At 66.1% G+C, this 17,620-nt stretch carries 22 protein-coding genes and 1 tRNA gene; 14 read left to right on the forward strand and 9 right to left on the reverse strand.

Annotated elements, in window-relative coordinates; all coding sequences use genetic code 11:
- Positions 1 to 7: 7 nt before the first annotated feature.
- Positions 8 to 92 (reverse strand) — tRNA-Leu (locus tag GGQ80_RS04315).
- A 112-nt stretch (positions 93 to 204) separates the two neighbouring features.
- Here GGQ80_RS04315 and GGQ80_RS04320 point away from each other — a divergent pair.
- The 5 genes from GGQ80_RS04320 (at position 205) to GGQ80_RS04340 (ending at position 2,969) form a co-directional block, all read left to right on the forward strand.
- A complete protein-coding gene (locus GGQ80_RS04320) occupies positions 205 to 357 on the forward strand; it encodes a hypothetical protein (RefSeq protein WP_183982660.1) in 153 nt (50 codons plus the stop codon).
- A gap of 13 nt (positions 358 to 370) precedes the next feature.
- Positions 371 to 616 carry a hypothetical protein gene (locus GGQ80_RS04325; RefSeq protein WP_183982661.1) on the forward strand — a complete coding sequence of 82 codons (246 nt, stop codon included), beginning with the start codon at positions 371 to 373 and terminating at the stop codon, positions 614 to 616.
- Positions 617 to 725: 109 nt separating this feature from the next.
- Positions 726 to 1,328 carry a hypothetical protein gene (locus tag GGQ80_RS04330; protein ID WP_183982662.1) on the forward strand — a complete coding sequence of 201 codons (603 nt, stop codon included), beginning with the start codon at positions 726 to 728 and terminating at the stop codon, positions 1,326 to 1,328.
- Between the two features lie 58 nt (positions 1,329 to 1,386).
- Entirely contained in the window at positions 1,387 to 1,953 is a 567-nt protein-coding gene (locus GGQ80_RS04335) for a hypothetical protein (RefSeq protein WP_183982663.1), read from the forward strand.
- Between the two features lie 221 nt (positions 1,954 to 2,174).
- Positions 2,175 to 2,969, forward strand: coding sequence for a hypothetical protein (locus GGQ80_RS04340; protein ID WP_183982664.1), 795 nt, complete (start codon positions 2,175 to 2,177; stop codon positions 2,967 to 2,969).
- Between the two features lie 9 nt (positions 2,970 to 2,978).
- Here the strand turns inward: GGQ80_RS04340 and gatB are convergent, their stop codons facing one another.
- Positions 2,979 to 4,460, reverse strand: a complete 1,482-nt coding sequence (gene gatB, locus GGQ80_RS04345) for an Asp-tRNA(Asn)/Glu-tRNA(Gln) amidotransferase subunit GatB (protein WP_425506019.1) — start codon at positions 4,458 to 4,460, stop codon at positions 2,979 to 2,981.
- Between the two features lie 122 nt (positions 4,461 to 4,582).
- On the opposite strand from gatB, the gene GGQ80_RS04350 reads away from it, so the two are divergent.
- On the forward strand, positions 4,583 to 5,938 hold the full coding sequence (locus GGQ80_RS04350) for an oligosaccharide flippase family protein (RefSeq protein ID WP_183982666.1): 1,356 nt from the start codon (positions 4,583 to 4,585) through the stop codon (positions 5,936 to 5,938).
- On the opposite strand, the gene GGQ80_RS04355 is transcribed toward GGQ80_RS04350, so the two are convergent.
- The 5 genes from GGQ80_RS04355 to GGQ80_RS04375 are packed head-to-tail and all read right to left on the reverse strand — an operon-like array spanning position 5,910 to position 10,428.
- On the reverse strand, positions 5,910 to 7,112 hold the full coding sequence (locus GGQ80_RS04355) for a glycosyltransferase family 4 protein (protein WP_183982667.1): 1,203 nt from the start codon (positions 7,110 to 7,112) through the stop codon (positions 5,910 to 5,912). The two genes, GGQ80_RS04350 and GGQ80_RS04355, sit on opposite strands and share 29 nt — an antisense overlap.
- A gap of 17 nt (positions 7,113 to 7,129) precedes the next feature.
- Positions 7,130 to 8,614 carry an Asp-tRNA(Asn)/Glu-tRNA(Gln) amidotransferase subunit GatA gene (gatA, locus tag GGQ80_RS04360; protein ID WP_183982668.1) on the reverse strand — a complete coding sequence of 495 codons (1,485 nt, stop codon included), beginning with the start codon at positions 8,612 to 8,614 and terminating at the stop codon, positions 7,130 to 7,132.
- Positions 8,614 to 8,916, reverse strand: a complete 303-nt coding sequence (gatC, locus tag GGQ80_RS04365) for an Asp-tRNA(Asn)/Glu-tRNA(Gln) amidotransferase subunit GatC (RefSeq protein ID WP_183982669.1) — start codon at positions 8,914 to 8,916, stop codon at positions 8,614 to 8,616. The genes gatA and gatC overlap by 1 nt, the downstream gene beginning before the upstream one ends.
- Before the next feature lie 39 nt (positions 8,917 to 8,955).
- Positions 8,956 to 9,651, reverse strand: a complete 696-nt coding sequence (locus tag GGQ80_RS04370; RefSeq protein WP_183982670.1) for an HAD family hydrolase — start codon at positions 9,649 to 9,651, stop codon at positions 8,956 to 8,958.
- A gap of 27 nt (positions 9,652 to 9,678) precedes the next feature.
- Positions 9,679 to 10,428, reverse strand: coding sequence for a hypothetical protein (locus GGQ80_RS04375; RefSeq protein WP_183982671.1), 750 nt, complete (start codon positions 10,426 to 10,428; stop codon positions 9,679 to 9,681).
- A 151-nt stretch (positions 10,429 to 10,579) separates the two neighbouring features.
- On the opposite strand from GGQ80_RS04375, the gene GGQ80_RS04380 reads away from it, so the two are divergent.
- Together GGQ80_RS04380 and ruvX are read left to right on the forward strand one after the other, a co-directional pair.
- On the forward strand, positions 10,580 to 11,692 hold the full coding sequence (locus GGQ80_RS04380) for a DUF3089 domain-containing protein (protein WP_183982672.1): 1,113 nt from the start codon (positions 10,580 to 10,582) through the stop codon (positions 11,690 to 11,692).
- Between the two features lie 9 nt (positions 11,693 to 11,701).
- Positions 11,702 to 12,163 carry a Holliday junction resolvase RuvX gene (ruvX, locus tag GGQ80_RS04385; RefSeq protein WP_183982673.1) on the forward strand — a complete coding sequence of 154 codons (462 nt, stop codon included), beginning with the start codon at positions 11,702 to 11,704 and terminating at the stop codon, positions 12,161 to 12,163.
- A gap of 4 nt (positions 12,164 to 12,167) precedes the next feature.
- On the opposite strand, the gene GGQ80_RS04390 is transcribed toward ruvX, so the two are convergent.
- Positions 12,168 to 12,707, reverse strand: coding sequence for a GNAT family N-acetyltransferase (locus GGQ80_RS04390; protein ID WP_183982674.1), 540 nt, complete (start codon positions 12,705 to 12,707; stop codon positions 12,168 to 12,170).
- On the reverse strand, positions 12,707 to 13,012 hold the full coding sequence (locus GGQ80_RS04395; RefSeq protein WP_183982675.1) for a hypothetical protein: 306 nt from the start codon (positions 13,010 to 13,012) through the stop codon (positions 12,707 to 12,709). The genes GGQ80_RS04390 and GGQ80_RS04395 overlap by 1 nt, the downstream gene beginning before the upstream one ends.
- 71 nt (positions 13,013 to 13,083) lie before the next feature.
- Here GGQ80_RS04395 and miaB point away from each other — a divergent pair, with 71 nt between their 5' ends.
- From miaB to GGQ80_RS04425, 6 genes are all read left to right on the forward strand, one after another.
- Entirely contained in the window at positions 13,084 to 14,406 is a 1,323-nt protein-coding gene (gene miaB / locus GGQ80_RS04400) for a tRNA (N6-isopentenyl adenosine(37)-C2)-methylthiotransferase MiaB (protein ID WP_183982676.1), read from the forward strand.
- 82 nt (positions 14,407 to 14,488) lie between these two features.
- Positions 14,489 to 15,490 carry a PhoH family protein gene (locus GGQ80_RS04405; protein WP_183982677.1) on the forward strand — a complete coding sequence of 334 codons (1,002 nt, stop codon included), beginning with the start codon at positions 14,489 to 14,491 and terminating at the stop codon, positions 15,488 to 15,490.
- Positions 15,491 to 15,539: 49 nt separating this feature from the next.
- Positions 15,540 to 15,785 carry a type II toxin-antitoxin system VapB family antitoxin gene (locus GGQ80_RS04410; protein ID WP_183982678.1) on the forward strand — a complete coding sequence of 82 codons (246 nt, stop codon included), beginning with the start codon at positions 15,540 to 15,542 and terminating at the stop codon, positions 15,783 to 15,785.
- Positions 15,782 to 16,177 carry a type II toxin-antitoxin system VapC family toxin gene (locus GGQ80_RS04415; protein WP_183982679.1) on the forward strand — a complete coding sequence of 132 codons (396 nt, stop codon included), beginning with the start codon at positions 15,782 to 15,784 and terminating at the stop codon, positions 16,175 to 16,177. Before GGQ80_RS04410 ends, GGQ80_RS04415 begins: the two co-directional genes overlap by 4 nt.
- On the forward strand, positions 16,174 to 16,683 hold the full coding sequence (ybeY, locus tag GGQ80_RS04420; protein WP_183982680.1) for an rRNA maturation RNase YbeY: 510 nt from the start codon (positions 16,174 to 16,176) through the stop codon (positions 16,681 to 16,683). Before GGQ80_RS04415 ends, ybeY begins: the two co-directional genes overlap by 4 nt.
- A gap of 9 nt (positions 16,684 to 16,692) precedes the next feature.
- Positions 16,693 to 17,595 carry a hemolysin family protein gene (locus tag GGQ80_RS04425; protein ID WP_183982681.1) on the forward strand — a complete coding sequence of 301 codons (903 nt, stop codon included), beginning with the start codon at positions 16,693 to 16,695 and terminating at the stop codon, positions 17,593 to 17,595.
- Positions 17,596 to 17,620: the final 25 nt, after the last annotated feature.

Raw genomic sequence — 17,620 nt, forward strand, 5'->3', positions numbered from 1 at the left:
GCGGGACTGGTGCGGGCGAAGGGACTCGAACCCCCACATCTTGCGATGGCAGGACCTAAACCTGCTGCGTCTACCAGTTCCGCCACGCCCGCAAACTTGGACCCGCCGTTGGGCGCGCGTCTATACCAGCCGGGCGCCACTCGGCAAGCGCGTAGGCAACCTGCTGCGCAGACAGCGCGTTACAAGGGCGAAGGAGAGACGATCATGGCTACCCAACCCCCGCCCGAACAGCCCCAACCCACCCAGCCGGCCCAGCCCGACGCCCCGCCGCCCGAGGTGTCGCCGATCGGCCCCGATATCGACGTTCCGGCCCCTGGCCAGTCGCCGAGCGACCCCGCCCCCGCCAACCCGATCTGACGGAGTGCCAAGCATGACCGACCCCGATCGCGTCCCCGCCCCCGAGGACGACACCGACCGCGCCGACGACACGCTCAACGAACCCGCCAACCGCGACGACGAGCGCAGCGACCTCCAACAGGCCGTCGAGGCCCGAGCAGACGCCCTCGCCCGCGGCGAGGGCGGCACCGAACCCCAACCAATGACCAGGCCCGGCGACTATGCCGGGGTCGGCGGCACCGGCGGTGAAGTGAAGAATCAGGATATATCCGCGCAGTAACGGGTCAGGCGTCCACGCCTTGAGATATTCAAGCAAGCCAATGCCTTGCGCGTTGCCACTTGATCGTAATGAATGATCTGCATTTCTTCCTCCCATCCGGGGGGAAGAAATGCTTTCGAATGTCGGGCTTCGACTATTGTCGGTCCTGGCGATGCTGCTGCCGACAAACGGCGCCGTTGCTCAGTCGGCCGCTGCTCCACCGGCGACTTCGGCTCGTCAGCTCGATCTGCTCTGTAAAAAGGACGTGACCGGCGGCGTCGTGGCGCTGTCAGGGACGACGGTGATCGTCAGTCTCGACGATGACCTGAGTATGCAGGGCACGAAGATCGGAACGCCGTTTACCGCCTCCGTCGTCGAGGACGTGAAGTGCGATGATGTCGTCGCCATTCCCCAAGGGGCCAAGGCGCATGGCGAAGTGACGTTTAGTAGCGACGGGGGAGCCTTCGGTCGGCCCGGTATCCTGGGCATTTCGCTCCGCACGCTCGATGTTTCGGGTTACCCCGTCGAACTGCGCGGCACCTATCGAGAAACTGGCAAGGAACCCGAAGCGGCCGTTGCCGTGACGACCGCCATGGTGGGGATCTTCTCCGGGTTCATCAAAGGCCGATCCAGCGTCATCCCACATGGACGCATCCTGCGCGCCAGGCTGGGAGAGGACCTGACGGTCCGGCCCGCTGCCAGCCCTTCCACCGCCGCGACGATGGATCGCTGACGTCGTCCGCTAAACCGCGTCCGCCGACGAACAAATTTCATACCGGGAGCATAAATCTATGAAATCTGCGACGCTGCTTGCCATGGTGGCAGGAGTTTTCCTCACGACCAATGCACAAGCGCAAACCACCGCTGTAAGTGGGAGTCCGAGCTGCGAACTTCATGTCTTCCCGTCGCTGGAAGGCCAAGCGGTGACGACCGGTTGGTTGTCCGGCTTTGGCATGATCGGCGCGGCCATAGATGCCGGCAAGAACAAGACGCGAAACGTCAGCGACGCCGACTATCTCAAGGAGGCGCTCGGCCCGAAGATGCAGGTCGATGCGCTGAAGTCGATCGACCTCGTTTCGGTGCTGAAGCTTCCGCCGTCGCAGGTGATCTTCGAACCCGCTATCGCCGACCGCAAGGTGACGACCAAGGCAGGCGGCCGGCTGAGCACCTCGGCCGCTTCCTGCTACGTCGAATTCATTGTGACCCAGAACCTGTACACGAAGAAGGCGATCTACGGTCGTTCGCTCAACAATCGCTTCATCTTTAAGGACTTCAGGAACGGCAAGACCCAGGCTAAGCTGGTCAAGGGCCGCGGCGGCAACGGCCTGACGCACTTCCCCCCCGAAGACGACCGATGAGTCCGAAATGGCCGAGCGCGATCTACGGGATGCCTTCACCAAGAATGTCACGGAATTCGCGCGCACCTTGGCCGCGACCAAGGCCTGACGAGTGAGGTCCGGCCTTCTTCCGATCGCCGGACCTTTCGTTTCCGGCGGGGCGACGCGCGGGATCGTCCGCGTCACACTCGCGTGCGCTTTTCCTGTCTGGCATCGTCCAGGCGGGAAAGCCGGCGATCGTCGTGCCCGCCGATGAACGCGGCTATGCCGAACGGCGAGCGACCATAATCACCGTTGCGCAACCGAGTATTGGCGTGACGACCCACGTTGGTCGGGTGGCGGTCATTTCCAACGCCTACTATGTGGCGACAGCCGAAGCCGCCAGCCGCTCCGCCGAACTCAAGATCCGCGAGCAGATTCGGGCCGAGAGCAGTGTTGCTCCGTTACGCGACGCTTTGGCCGATTTCGATGTACGTTCGCTGGCGTTGGCCGCGACGCAGCGCGCTCTCGTCAAGCTGCCCTGGCTCAAGGCCGAGGATCCGAGCCTCGCCGACGGACCGCCCGGCGTCACGGCGATGCTCGCCATGTCGGTCGACAAGCCACGGCTCGTTCAGATCGACTATCGATATGCCCTTTCGCCGGACTTCGCGCAGATCCGGGTGTTGGCGCAGATATCGCTGCGTCGCCGTGCGCAAAAGCCTGGGGCCAACCCCGACACCAGCTTCCGTCAGGTTGCCGTCTGCGTCGCGCCATTGCGTCGGCCCGACTATGAGCATTTCAAGAATGTCAGGATATGGAGCGCCGACCGGGCAAAGCTGGCGCGCCATGCACTGACCGATTGCTTCGGTCGCATGGCCAATCTCATACCCTATGCGCTGAACCTCACGGACCAGGGCCTCGCATCGCTGAATGCTAAGACCCACCTGCGCGCCTACGGCGCTGGCCTCTACGCGCCGGTCATCGAACGGGACGATGCCGACCGACAGCAACTTATGCTTTGGTCGGACGGCCCCGTCGATATCCGCCCCGTGCCGTAACGAAACTGCCTACCCCGCCAACGCCTTCTTCAACAACTCGTTCACCACGCCGGGATTGGCCTTGCCGCCCATCGCCTTCATCGTCTGGCCGACGAAGAAGCCGAACAGCGCTTCCTTGCCACCGCGATACTGCTCCAGCTGGCCGGGATTCTTAGCCAGCACGTCTGCAATGACCGCTTCGATTGCACCGGTGTCGCTGGTCTGCTTCAGCCCACGCTCCTCGACAATGACGCCCGGATCTTGCCCGGTTTCCAGCATCACCTCGAACACCTGCTTGGCGAGGCTGCCCGACAGCGTGCCGTCGACGACCAGCTTCAACAGGGCCGCGGCCTGCGTCGGCGTCACCGGGCTCTCGCCGATGCTCTTGCCCAGGCGGTTGAGCGCGCCGAACAGCTCCGACGCGACCCAGTTCGACGCCGCCGCCGGCGCGGCGCCGGCCTCCAACAGTGCGTCGAACCAGCGCGCCGTCTCGACCTCGGCGGTCAGGACGCCGGCGTTGTAGGGCGTGATACCCGCCGCCTCGTACCGCTGGCGCTTGGCGTCGGGCAGTTCGGGTAACGACGCGCGGCACTCCTCCAAAAACGCCTCGTCGAGCTCCAGCGGCAGCAGGTCGGGGTCGGGGAAGTAGCGGTAATCATGCGCATCCTCCTTCGAGCGCATCGACCGCGTCTTGCCGGTGTCGGGATTGAACAGCCGCGTCTCCTGGACGACCGTACCGCCCGATTCGATCAGTTCGACCTGGCGCTTCGCCTCATGCTCGATCGCCTGCATGACGAAGCGGATCGAGTTGACGTTCTTGGTTTCGGTCCGTGTCCCGAATTCGTCACCCGGCTTGCGCACCGAGACGTTGACGTCGGCGCGCATCGAGCCCTGGTCCATGTTGCCGTCGCACGAGCCGACATAGCGCAGGATCGAGCGCAGCTTGGTGAGATACGCACCCGCCTCGGCCGGCGAGCGCATGTCGGGGTGGCTGACGATCTCCATCAGCGCCACGCCGGAGCGGTTGAGATCGACGTAGCTGCGCGTCGGATGCTGGTCGTGCATCAGCTTGCCCGCATCCTGCTCGACGTGGATGCGCTCGATGCCGATATGCTTGGTCGCTTCCGGGTTCTTCTCGTCGGGCACGACGTCGATCCCGCCCTCGCCGACCAGTGGGTGGTAGAGCTGGCTGATCTGATAACCCTGCGGCAGATCGGCGTAGAAATAGTTCTTGCGGTCGAACCGCGACCAGGCGTTGATCTTCGCATCGATCGCCATGCCCGTGCGCACCGCCTGGCGGATGCATTCGCGGTTGGGCACCGGCAGCATCCCCGGCATCGCCGCATCGACCAGGCTGACCTGCGTGTTCGGCTCGGCGCCGAACGCGGTCGCCGCGCCCGAGAACAGCTTGGCCTCGCTCGCCACCTGGGCGTGAACTTCAAGGCCGATGACGACCTCCCATTCGCCGGTGTCGCCCTGAATACGGTAGTTGGTGTCGGTCATCGTCTGCATTCTGCCCATGATGAGACAGCGGTCGTGCGCCCGCCCTCTTGTCAGCATCGTCTCTAGCGTTCAGTCAGCCACGCGCAACCGTCAGGGGAGCGGCCGGACGGCCGCCAGCGAAAGCCGCCGCCATGCCCAGCCTCTCGGCCACGTTCGGCCACGCCCGCCGCCTTGTCACCAGTCGTAGCGGTGTTCTTGGGCTGACGACCGTCGGCTCGATGGTGCTGCGCCTCGTCAGTTCACTCGTGCTGACCCGACTGCTGATGCCCGAGGCGTTCGGCATGGTGGGGATCATCACGTCGCTGTTCTTCGTCATCAGCATGCTGACCGACCTCGGCTTTCAAGCCTATATCGTGCGCGACGAACGCGGCGACGATCCGCACTTCCTCGACGTCATCTGGACGGTCCATGCACTGCGCGGACTGGCGCTGTCGGCGATCGGGATCCTGGCTGCGCCGCTCGTCGGCTGGCTGATCGCCAAGCCTGCGATCGTTTGGCCGTTCGCCGTCGCTTCGCTGACCTTGGCGCTGAACGGCCTGACCTCGCTGACGCTGATCACCGCGTTGCGCCACGATGGCGCGCGCAAGCTGTCACTGCTGGATTTGGGAACCGGCGTGTTCCAGCTTGCCGTCAATATCACTTTTGCCGTCTGGTTGCGCAGTGTTTGGTCGCTGATCATCGCGATGTTGCTGCAAGCACTGCTGCGACTGGTCCTGAGCTATCTGATCTTTCCCAACGGCTTTCGCCGGCCAGCCCGCGACGCCGCGATCGTCAAGGAGTTTCTGCTGTTTTCCCGCGTGATCGCGGCGTCGAGTATCATTACACTCGCGGTTAGTCAGCTTGACAAGCTGGTTCTTGCCCGGCTCTTCACTCTGCAAGAATTCGGTCTTTACGGCCTGGCCCTCACCCTCGCCGCCGCGCCGCTGTCGTTCGGAGAGAACTACATCAGCCGGGTCATCTACCCGATCTACAGCTCCACCTTCCGCAACGCGCCGGCCGAGCTCCCCTATGTCTATTACGCATGTCGTTGGCAAACGACATTGCTCTATGCCGCGGGATCAGGCCTCTTGATCGGCATCGGATCGCTGTTGATCATCGTCCTCTATGATCCGCGCTACGCCGGCGCAGGCGTCTTCCTATCGATCCTAGCCGTCGGCAGCGCTCTTCGCTTTCCGAGCTTTGCGATTGCCGAACTGATCACCGCGTGCGGCGAGGTGAAGGGGACGTTGCGCGGTAATGTCGCACGTCTGATTTGGTTGGCGATCACCGCACCGATCGCCTTTTGGTGGTTCGGTGCTTTGGGGCTGGTCGCCGCGGTGGCTCTCATTGAATTGCCGGCGTTCGCGAGCAATTTCTGGTTTGCTCGGAAGTATGGCGTCCTGAATGCCCGAAAAGAAGCTGCCTACTTCCTAATCGTTGCGACGGCGGCGGCCACCGGCTTCCTTATCTCGACCGTCCTCACGCCCCTAGTCCTGAATATTCATTGAGGGCGCGGCGGTAAAAGGCGACCGTCTGTTCAGCGATCGTACGTGGGTCGAGATGTCGCTCCGCCCACTCGCGAACCGCACTTCCCATCCGTGCCGCCCGCTCCCGATCCCCCATCATCCACAATACGGCTTCCGCCAGCGCCTCCGGGTCCTCCGTCGGCACCAACCGTCCATTGACGCCGTCGGTGATGATTTCGCCGGAGCCGAAGACGTCGGTGGCGACGATCGGCATACCGATCGACGCCGCCTCGGCGATCGCATAAGGAAAGCACTCGAAGCGCGAGCCGACGATCACGCACGACGCCGACAGTCGCAGCTGAGCGACGTCGGCCGGCGATCGCAAGCCGACATGGACAATCTTGTCCTGATCCGCCGGTGGCACTTTCGCGGCTACATATTCGGCGAACCGGACCAGACTACCGTCGATGCGACGTAACCCATTGTCTGGACCGACCATCTTGAGGCGCAGTTCAGGGCGCTCCCTAACCGCCCGTACGAAGGCATCGACGACGACGTCCGCTCCCTTGCGGAGATCGAAGCGGCCGATGCACAGCAGCTCGTTGGGATTGGACGCCGCACTCGACCAGCGAACGGAGGCGGCCGGCATTGGGTTGAAGATCGTCTCGGTCGGAACGCGCAAATCCCAACGCCTCGCGGTGGCGTCTAGGATGCGCTGCGACGGGCTAGTTGCCGCGGTTATAACCCGCGCCGCATCGATCTCGAGCGCACAGCGCCGATTGCTTTTCCGCTGCTGCTCTGCATTTTCGATTGGTTCGCGAGATAGAAAATGCGGGCCATGAAGCCGAATGACGACGGGTACCCCCGTCTCCCGCACCGCGGCGCTCCAGCCGAAGCTCTCCTCCATCTCTACGATGTCGGCCAGTCCAGTCCGACGCAAAACGGCAGCGGCGTTGCGCATCAGCCCTGCCCCGACCCCTCCGTCACCGGGATCGGCAGCCAGCCGCACCGCCAGACCCTCCAGCAATCGCTTGGCGATCGGCGGCGGCGGTAAATCGCGAATGGATCCGTCACTGGTTTGATATTCGTGGCCGGTAAAGACCGTTACCTCATGCCCCAGTTGCAACAACGCCTCGCGCATCACCCCGACATAGGTGGCGATGCCGTTCGCGGCACCCCGCGATGGAAGATCCGGACTGAGCAGCGCGATGCGCAACGGAGCCTGCCGATCGCCTACCACCAGCGCCCAGCCCGCGCCGTAAAGCCCGCCCGCTCCTCGATCGCCAACCCTGCATTCAGCACGCCCTGCTCGTCGAGCGGCTTGCCGATGATCTGGAGGCCAAGCGGCAGCCCCGCCTCGTCGAGCCCGCCCGGCACGCTCATCGCCGGCAGACCGGCCAGCGACGACGGCACGGTGAACACGTCGTTGAGATACATCGCGATCGGATCCGCCGACTTTTCGCCCAGCGCGAACGCCGCCGAGGGCGCGGTCGGGGTCAGCAGCACGTCGCAGGTTTCGAACGCGGCCTGAAAATCGCGCGCGATCAGCGTGCGCACCTTCTGCGCCTGGGTGTAATAGGCGTCGTAGAAGCCCGCCGACAGCACATAGGTGCCGATCATGATCCGGCGCTTCACTTCCGAGCCGAAGCCATCGGCGCGCGTCGCGGCGTACATGTCCTGCAACCCGGCGCCCTGCGGCAGATCGCGCAGGCCGTAGCGAACGCCATCGTAGCGCGCCAAGTTGGACGAGGCTTCCGCTGGCGCGATGATGTAATAGGCCGGCAGCGCGTATTTGGTGTGCGGCAGCGAGACGTCGACGATCTCGGCGCCGGCATCCTTTAGCCAGGCGATGCCCCGCTGCCACAGCGCCTCGATCTCGGCGGGCATGCCGTCGACGCGATATTCCTTCGGAATACCGACGCGCTTGCCCGCCATGCTGGGCGACAGCCCCGCTTCCCAGCGCGGCACGTCGAGCTTCAGCGAGGTCGAATCCTTTGCGTCGAAGCCCGCCATCGCTTCGAGCATGATCGCGCAGTCGCGCACGTCGCGCGCCATCGGCCCGGCCTGGTCGAGGCTGGAGGCGAAGGCGATCGTGCCCCAGCGCGAGCAGCGGCCATAGGTCGGCTTGATCCCGCTGATCCCGGTGAAGGCCGCCGGCTGGCGGATCGAGCCGCCGGTATCGGTGCCGGTCGCGCCCGGGCACAGCCGGGCGGCCACCGCCGCGCTCGACCCGCCCGACGACCCGCCGGGCGCGAGCGGCGCGTTGCCGCCGTCCTTGCGCCGCCATGGCGAAATCACGTTGCCGAACGCACTGGTCTCGTTCGACGAGCCCATCGCGAACTGGTCCATGTTCAGCTTGCCGAGCATCCCCGCGCCGGCATCCCACAGGTTCTGCGACACGGTCGACTCATAGGTCGGCGTGAAGCCTTCGAGGATGTGGCTGGCCGCGGTCGTGGCGACGCCCGCAGTGCAGAACAGGTCCTTCATGCCGATCGACACACCAGCGAGCGGCTTAAGCTCCTCGCCCGCCGCACGGGCGGCGTCTGCGGCGCGGGCCGCCGCCAGCGCATGCTCGGGAGTTTCGACCAGGAAAGCGTTGAGCGCCTTGGCAGCGGCGATGTTGGCGTTGAACGCCTCGGCCACTTCCACCGCGCTGAACGTTCCGGCACGAACGCCGTCGCGGATCGCCGCGATGCCGAGTTCAGTCAGGTCAGTCATCACTCGATCACCTTGGGCACGGTAAAGAAGCCATGCTCGGCCTCGGGCGCGTTCGACATCAGCGCGTCGCGGATGCCGCCGCCGGTCAGCGGGTCGGCATTCACGACGTCGTCGCGGAGCCGCAGCTGGTTGGGGATCACCGCCGTCATCGGCTCGACGCCGGCGGTGTCGACTTCGCCCAGCTGCTCGATCCAGCCGAGGATGTTGCTGAGCTCGGGCGCCAGCTTATCGGCATCGGCATCGCTGATCGCGAGCCGTGCGAGGCTCGCGACCTTCTTCACGGTGGTGGTGTCTACGGACATGGCGAAGCGGCTAGCGGCTGGCTCGGTTCGGCGCAACCATCAGCCGATATCGTCGATCCACGCGGGCAGTTCCGCGAGCCGTTCCAGCCGCCGATAGCGGGGATGGCCGACCGGCTCGTCGGCATGTTCGTGCGCCCAGCCGCCCGCTTGCGGCACGAACGCCGCCCAGGCCCCGGCGCGGAGCGCCGGCCGAACATCGGATCGCATCGAATCGCCCGCCATCGCGGCGCGATCGGCGGCAACGCCATAGCGATCGAACAATCGGCGAAAGGTGTCGTCGGTCTTGTCGCTGACGATTTCGATCCCGGAGAAGCGATCGCCGAGGCCCGACGCCGCCAACTTCGCTTCCTGGTGGAGAAGATCGCCCTTCGTCACCAGCACCAGCCTGCCCCGCCGTGCCAGCGCGTCGAGCGTCGCCTCGACATCGTCGAGCAGTTCGACCGGATGGGCCAGCAACGTCCGCCCCGCCTCCAGTATCTGCGCGATGATCGCCGTATCCATCGTCTCGCCGGCCAGCTGGGTCGCCGTCTCGATCATCGACAGCGTGAAGCCCTTGGCGCCATAGCCATACAGCGGCAGGTTGCGCGCCTCGCAGGCATTGAGCGTCTCGCGCGCGACCTCGTCGGCGGCGAAGGGTCGCAGCATCGCCAGCAGCGCTTCTTCCGCAGCGTTGAAATGACGCATATTGTGCCAGAGCGTGTCGTCGGCATCGAGGCAGATGAGATCGATGAACATTGAAGGCTTCCCGTAGCGGGCCGCCCCCTACTCCGCCTTGGTCGCCGAGTCACCGCCGTCCACCGCCTGCAAAGCCTCGGCTTTGTCGTCCTTGCCGTCGGCGGCGGCGAAGCCAAGCAGCGTCAGTCGCCGCGCCAATTCGTCGTCGATCCGTTTTTCAAGCAGCGCGCGTTCCGCTTCGGGCATGGCCTTCAGCTCGTCCTCGCTGACCTTCATGTCCTTCATCACCTCGGCGCGCAGCTTCCTGGCGAACCGCTCGGTCGGGGTTAGGCTGGCTTCCTGGCGGAACGCCTCGATCGCCGCCTTCAGCTTGGCGTTGACCTCTTCCGCGGTCAGATCGCGCGGCGCGGTCGGGAAATCGCGATCGTAGACGACCGCCTCGCCTTCCTCACGCTGGACGTGGATCAAGGTCGCCAGCGCCGCCTTTTGCCGGAACGCCAGTTCCATGCCGCCCGGCGCCTTCTCGTTCCGTGATGCCTCGTGGCGAAGATAGGCGATCATATTGATCGGCGTGTCAGGTGCGCCGCTGGCGTCGGTCAGCTCCACTGCCGCCGCCAGTGCCGGCGCATGCACGCGACCCGCCGCGACCAGCTCGGTCGCTGCCCGCCGCATCGCGCGCGGCGAGATATGGCAGAAGTCGAGCGGCCCCGACGCGGGCGACGACTCCTGCGCCTCGGCCATCATCGCCGCGAATTCGGCGCCGTTCGCCGATGAAGCGGCAACCGCGCCGACGGTCACGTCGCGGTTCGTCGTCAGCCCCACGGCACCGATCGTCATAGCGTCACTCCCCATCCGGCGGCGACGCTAACCAACCAAGGTTAAGGTTGTCCGACCAGCCACAGGCGACGATTGCAACCGATGCAGCCCTGCGGCACGGAAGATGGCTTGCGGTAGCCGGCATCGTGCCGCACCGCCGATGGATGAACCTGTGCCCCGCAAATTCCTCTACGTCATGGTCGGGCTCATCGTGCTGACGATTGCCGCCGCCTTCGCCTATCGTCTGTTCGGCGTCGACCTGATGCGGATGGCGATGGTGCCGAGCGAGGCGTTCCGCGCCCAGCCCGGCGTTCAGTCGCGCGCCTATGACGATGCGAAGATGTGGCTCGCCCGACCCGATCTCGGCGGCAATCCCGCGTTGTGGACACCGCGTGGCTACACCCCCGGCAAACGCGGCAGCGGCGCGGCGGTCTTCTTCGTCCATCCGACCAGCTACATCAGCCGGAACCACTGGAACGCGCCGCTCGACGATGCCGAGACCAACGCGCGCGCGCAGCTGTTCCTCCGCGGCCAGGCGAGTGCGTTCAACGGGTCGGGCGACATCTGGGCGCCGCGCTATCGCCAGGCAACCTTCGGGGCGTTCCTGACCAGCATCGCCGATGCGGAAAGGGCGCTCGGCCTCGCATATGGCGACGTCGAGGCGGCGTTCGACGCCTTTCTGCGCCAGGTCGGCCCCGACCGCCCGATCATCCTCGCCGGCCACAGTCAGGGCAGCATCCACCTGACCCGGCTGCTGCGCGACCGCGTCGCAGGCGACCCGGCACTGCGCCGCCGCATCGTCGCTGCCTATGTCGTCGGCTGGCCGGTGTCGCGCACCGCCGATCTGCCGCGCATGGGCCTGCCCGAATGCAAGGGCGCGGCGGACACCGGCTGTATCCTGTCGTGGCAGAGCTTCGGCGAGCCTGCCGATCCGTCGCTGATCGTCGACGCGTACGACAAGACCGCCGGCTTCAACGGCGCCTCGCGCCGCGGCACGCCGATGATCTGTACCAACCCGCTGACCGGCACCGCCGACGCCGCCGCGCCGGCGAGCGCCAATCGCGGCACGCTGTTGCCGTCGAGCGACATGACGACCGCCACGATCGAGCCGGGCCGCGTGCCTGCCCGCTGCGGCGACCGCGGCTTCCTGTTGATCGGCGAGCCGCCGTCGGTCGGCCCCTATGTGCTGCCGGGCAACAACTATCACGTCTACGACTACAGCCTCTTCTGGACCAATGTCCGCGAGGACGCGGCGCGCCGTCTGGCGGCGTTCGAGCGGCGCTGACGTCAGGCGATGATCCACGCCACCGCCGCCGCCTTTCGCGCCGCCCTGCCGCTCGGCGGCCGGCTGCTCGGACTCGACGTCGGTACGAAGACGATCGGCACCGCGCTCTGCGACGCCGGCTGGAGCTTCGCCAGCCCGGCCCAGCTGATCCGACGCACCAAGTTCACGCAAGACAAGGCCATCATCGCGGCGCTGGCCGTGTCGCAGTCGGTGACCGGCCTCGTCATCGGCCTGCCGCTCAACCTCGACGGCACCGATAGCCCCCGCACCCAGTCGACGCGTGCGTTCGCGCGCAACATGGCCGATGTCGGGCTGCCGATCCTGCTCCAGGACGAACGCTGGTCCACCGTCTCGGCCGAGCGGGCGATGATCGATCAGGACATGAGCCGCGCCAAGCGCGCCGACCGGATCGACAACCATGCCGCCGCGGTGATCCTGCAAGCCGCGATCGACGCGCTGACGATGGGCTGAGCGGTCAGTTCGTCAGCGATCGCCGCATTCGTACCATCGGCACGGCGGCCTCGCCCTGCCCCACCGCGACGCGTTCGATCGCGCGATAGCCACAGGCGACGTACAGCGGCTCGCCGCTCAATGTCGCCATCAGCTCGGCGGTCGCGAAGCCAGCCGCCCGTGCCGCGCCCTCGCACGCCGTCAGGACATGCCGGCCGATGCTGCGTCGCGCGAAGGCGGGATGCGTGTACATCGCCCTGATCCGCGCGGCGTCAGTCGCCGGGTCGAGCAATGCCGGATCGCGCTGGGCGGTGCTGTGATCGCCGCCGAACAGCGTCTGCCGCCGGCTCCAGCCGCCGCAGCCAGCCATCGCCCCGTCGATCTCCGCAACCAGATAGGTGCCGTCGTCGACAAGCTGCGTGTCCAGGCCCATCACCGCCCGGCTCGCGGGGATCTGGGCGGGCGTCAGAAATCCGGCTTGCAGCGTATCGATCGCCGCCGCCATCAGCGCCGCGATCGCAGACACGTCGCCGGACGTCGCCCAGCGCATCGTCAGCGTCGTCATCAGGCCAGCCGGTGCGGTGTCGGGTCGCCGCGCTCCGCCACCAGTGCCGTATGAGCCTGCGCCAAACAGACGGCGAAGCGGGGTTCAACCTCGTCCGTCGAGGCACCCGCGCGCTCCGCCATCGCTGCCGGGATCTGCTCCTCCGGCAGCGCCGAGACGAGCGCCAGCAATTCGGCCTCGTCCACCCCCAGCTCGCCAGCAAGTAACCTGACCGCTCGCGCGCGGCGGCGCGATTCGAAGCCCATCAGCCGCGCCGACTCGAACTCCGCCTTCTTGCGCATCGCGGCACCGAGATCGAAGACCATAGCTTTGCCACTACCACAGGCCAAAGCTCGCCTGCTAGCTCTCGCCGGCCAAGCCGACTATAGCGCGCGCCATGCCTGCCAAGCCCCAAACTTTCCACGTCAAGTCGTTCGGCTGCCAGATGAACGTCTATGACGGCGAACGAATGGCCGAGTTGATGGCCGCCGAGGGCATGATCGCGACCGACGATGCCGCCGCGGCCGACCTCGTCGTCCTCAACACCTGCCACATCCGCGAAAAGGCCACCGAGAAGGTCTATTCGGATATCGGCCGCCTACGCAAAACCGCGCGGGGCCTTGGCCGTGCCGAACCGATGATCGCGGTCGCCGGTTGCGTCGCTCAGGCAGAGGGCGAGGAGATCGTCGCCCGCGCCAAGGTCGACGTCGTCGTCGGCCCGCAAGCCTATCACAACCTGCCGAAACTGGTGTCCGATGCCGCCGCGGGCACGCCGGCGCTCGACACCGACATGCCGCCGCTGTCAAAGTTCGGCCGCCTTCCCGCGCGTCGCCGGGTCGGCCCGACCGCCTTCCTCACCGTGCAGGAAGGCTGCGACAAATTCTGCACCTATTGCGTCGTCCCCTACACCCGCGGCGCGGAGATCAGCCGCCCGTTCGACGCGATCGTCGACGAGGCGACGGCGCTGGTCGATGCCGGCGCGCGCGAGATCACGCTGCTCGGCCAGAACGTCAACGCGTGGGACGAGGACGGGCGGGGCCTCCACGACCTCATCGTCGCACTCGATCGCATCCCCGGCCTTGCGCGCATCCGCTACACGACCAGCCATCCCAACGACATGCGCCAGGGCCTGATCGACGCGCACCGCGATGTCGAAAGCCTGATGCCCTTCCTCCACCTCCCGGTGCAGGCAGGCAGCGACCGCGTGCTGCGTGCGATGAACCGCAGCCACACGCGCGACAGCTATCTGCGCCTGCTCGACACGATCCGCGCGGCGCGGCCCGACATCGCGCTCTCGGGCGATTTCATCGTCGGCTTTCCTGGCGAAACCGATGCCGAGTTCGAAGAGACGCTCAGCCTGGTCGATGCGGTCGGCTATGCCCAGGCGTTCAGCTTCAAGTACAGCCCCCGCCCCGGCACCCCCGCCGCCGATCTCGATGGCGCGGTCCCGGCAGCGGTGATGGACGAGCGGCTGCAGCGCCTCCAGGCAGCGCTCAATCGCGACCAGCAGGCGTTCAACAAGGCCAGCGTCGGCAAGAGTTGCGACGTGCTGATCGAGCGCCGTGGCAAGCTGCCCGGCCAGATGCTCGGCAAGTCGCCGTGGCTGCAATCGGTCCATCTGGTCGGCGACCATGCGATCGGCGATCTGGTCCGCGTCGAGCTGATCCATGCCGGCCCCAACTCGCTCAGCGGACGGGAAAAGACGCCGGTTGCGGCGTAACATCGCGGACATCGTAAACGGGCAGTGACGTGCGCCACGGGCCACCCCATATTGCCCATGTGACGACTCACGAAAGGACCGCATGAGCCGCAAGCCCGTTCCCGCCCAGTCCGGCCAGCGCAGCCGTGTCGAACTGCTCTTCGACAAGCCGCAGCTGCTCAGCCTGCTCTTCGGCCAGTACGACCAGAACCTCGTGGCGCTGGAAAACCGCCTGGGCGTCTACATCACCGCACGCGGCAACCGCGTGGGGCTGGAGGGCACGGCGGAGCATGTCGCGATCGCCCGCGACGTACTCAACGACCTCTATTACCGCATCCAGCGTGGCGAGGACGTCGATACCGGGCTCGTCGACGCCGCTATCGCGATGGCGAACGAACCGGCGCTCGACGGCATCTTCTCGGCCGAGCCGGGCGAGCGTGCGCCCTCGGTGATGATCCGCACCCGCAAGAAGACGATCGTGCCGCGCACCGCGGCGCAGGCGCATTACATGCGCGAGCTGACGACGAACGACATGATCTTCGCGCTGGGGCCGGCGGGCACGGGCAAGACCTATATCGCGGTCGCGCAGGCGGTGGCGCAACTCATCACCGGCTCGGTCCAGCGCCTGATCCTGTCGCGTCCGGCGGTTGAGGCGGGCGAGAAGCTCGGCTTCCTGCCCGGCGACATGAAGGAGAAGGTCGATCCCTACCTTCGGCCGCTGTACGACGCACTTCACGACTGCCTGCCCGCCGAGCAGGTCGAGCGCCGCATCGCCAGTGGCGAGATCGAGATAGCACCGATCGCCTTCATGCGCGGCCGCACGCTGGCCGACGCCTTCGTGATCCTCGACGAGGCGCAGAACACCACGCCGGCACAGATGAAGATGTTCCTGACCCGTTTCGGACAGAACAGCCGGATGGTGATCTGTGGCGACCCCAACCAGACCGACCTTCCGGGCGGGGTCGCCGCGAGCGGCCTCGCCGACGCGACGATGCGGCTCGAGGGCGTCGAGGGCATCTCGATGACCCGCTTTACCGCCGCCGACGTCGTGCGGCATCCAATCGTCGGGCGGATCGTCGAGGCCTACGAGGGCCCTAATCCTTGAAGCCGGGGATATCCTCGACTAGCTTGAGGATATTCGATGGGAGACGGCTATGGGTGCCCTCTACGTAAAGGATGACGAAGCCCGCGCGATGGCGGAGGAACTGGCCGCGCGCCGCGGCCTGACCAAGGTCGCTGCGGTCAAGCTGGCGCTGGCCAACGAGCTGGGACGCGACGAGCCCAAGCGTTCGGTCCACGAGATAGTAGAGGAGCTTCGCCGGACCTCCTCCTACACTTATGATCCGAACATCGTGATCGATAAGGCCTTCTGGGATTCCCTCTACGAGGACGACGAATGACGACCGTCGTCGATGCCTCTGCGCTCGTCGCCATCATGCGCCAAGAATCCGGAGCAGCTCAGTTGGAAGCGCGTCTGCAGTCCGAGCCGGCACGCTTCACGACCGGCATTGCCCTGTGGGAAGCCTCACGTGCTATCGCACGGATCATCAACCAGGCTCAGCTAAAGGCTTTCGACGAAGTACAGCGTTTCTGTGAAGCGCTAGACATCCTTGTGCTTCCCATCGGCGCCGCCGAAGCCGCCGAAGCGGTGCGTGCTCAGCAGCTGTACGGCAAGGGCATACACCCCGCCCGGCTCAACATGGGCGATTGCTTCGCCTATGCCTGCGCCCGTACGAACGGCGCGCGACTGCTCTACAAGGGCGATGATTTCGCGCAGACGGACATGGCATGATCGAGATCGAACTGACCCGCGAAGAGCCTTGGCCCGACGCCGACTGGACCTCGTTGGCGACCCGCGCCGTCCGCGCCGCGGTCGAGCAGACGCCGCACGGCGAGTTGCTCACCACTCCCGCGCTGGTCGAAGTCAGCGTCCGCCTCACCAGCGACGAGGAGGTTCGCGTCCTCAATCGCGACTATCGGCAGAAGGACAAGCCAACCAACGTCCTTTCCTTCCCGATGGTCCAGCCCGACCTGATCGACACCGTCAGCCAGAACAGCGACGACGGCGAGCTGCTGCTCGGCGACATCGTCCTGGCGCACGGCGTCTGCGTTGCCGAGGCCGAGGAGCGCGGCATCTCCGTCGAGCATCATGCCACGCATCTGCTGGTGCATGGCACGCTTCATCTGCTAGGCTACGACCATCTCGAGGACGACGAGGCCGAGGCGATGGAGGAGATCGAACGACGCGTTCTCGCCACGCTGGGCATCGACGATCCCTATCTCGTGCGTGAGGATTGATCCCGCAGAATGTCCGACGACCGAAGTACCGCCGGCAACGGCGACTCCGAAAACAGCATCTGGCGCGGGCTCCGCTCGCTGATCTTCGGCGACAGCCACGAAGAGCGGCTGCGCGACCAGTTGGAAGAGGCGATCGACCGGCACGAGGACGATCCCGCACCCGACGCGAAGGGCGATCTGTCGCCGCTCGAGCGGCAGATGGTGCGCAACCTCCTCCATTTCGGCGAGCGTGATGCCGGCGAGGTGGGCGTGCCGCGCGCCGACATCATCGCGGTCGAAGAAGCGACGACTTTCGACCACCTCGTCCAGATCTTCGCCGAGGCGGGGCACAGCCGCCTGCCCGTCTATCGCGGCCAGCTCGACACGATCATCGGCATGGTCTTGATCAAGGACGTGTTCGCGATCCTCGCCGGCAAGTCGCCCAAGCCGGACGGCATCCAGGGCCTGATCCGCGAGCCGCTTTACGTGCCGATGAGCCGCGGCGCGCTCGACGTGCTGGCCGACATGCGCGCCAGCCACATCCACCTCGCCATCGTGCTCGACGAATATTCGGGCACCGAGGGGCTGGTCACGATCGAGGACCTGATCGAGGAGATCGTCGGCGAGATCGAGGACGAGCATGACGAAGCGCCCGAGGCGCTGCTGGTGCCGATCGACGGCGGCGCCTGGGATGCCGATGCCCGCGCCGAGCTGGAGGATGCCGCACAACTCGTCGACCAGCGTCTTGGCGAGGCCGACATCGATGTCGACACGCTGGGTGGCCTGACGGCGGTGCTCGCCGGCCGCGTTCCCGAGGTCGGCGAATGCATCGCCCACCCGTCCGGCTGGAAGTTCGAAGTGACCGACGCCGACGAGCGACGCATCAACCGCCTGCGCCTCCATCCGCCCGTGCCGGAGCCGGAGGACGCGTAGCGGGCTGATCGGCTCAATCGATCAA

The sequence above is a fragment of the Sphingomonas jinjuensis genome (genome assembly GCF_014197105.1).
Classification (GTDB): Bacteria; Pseudomonadota; Alphaproteobacteria; order Sphingomonadales; family Sphingomonadaceae; genus Sphingomonas; species Sphingomonas jinjuensis.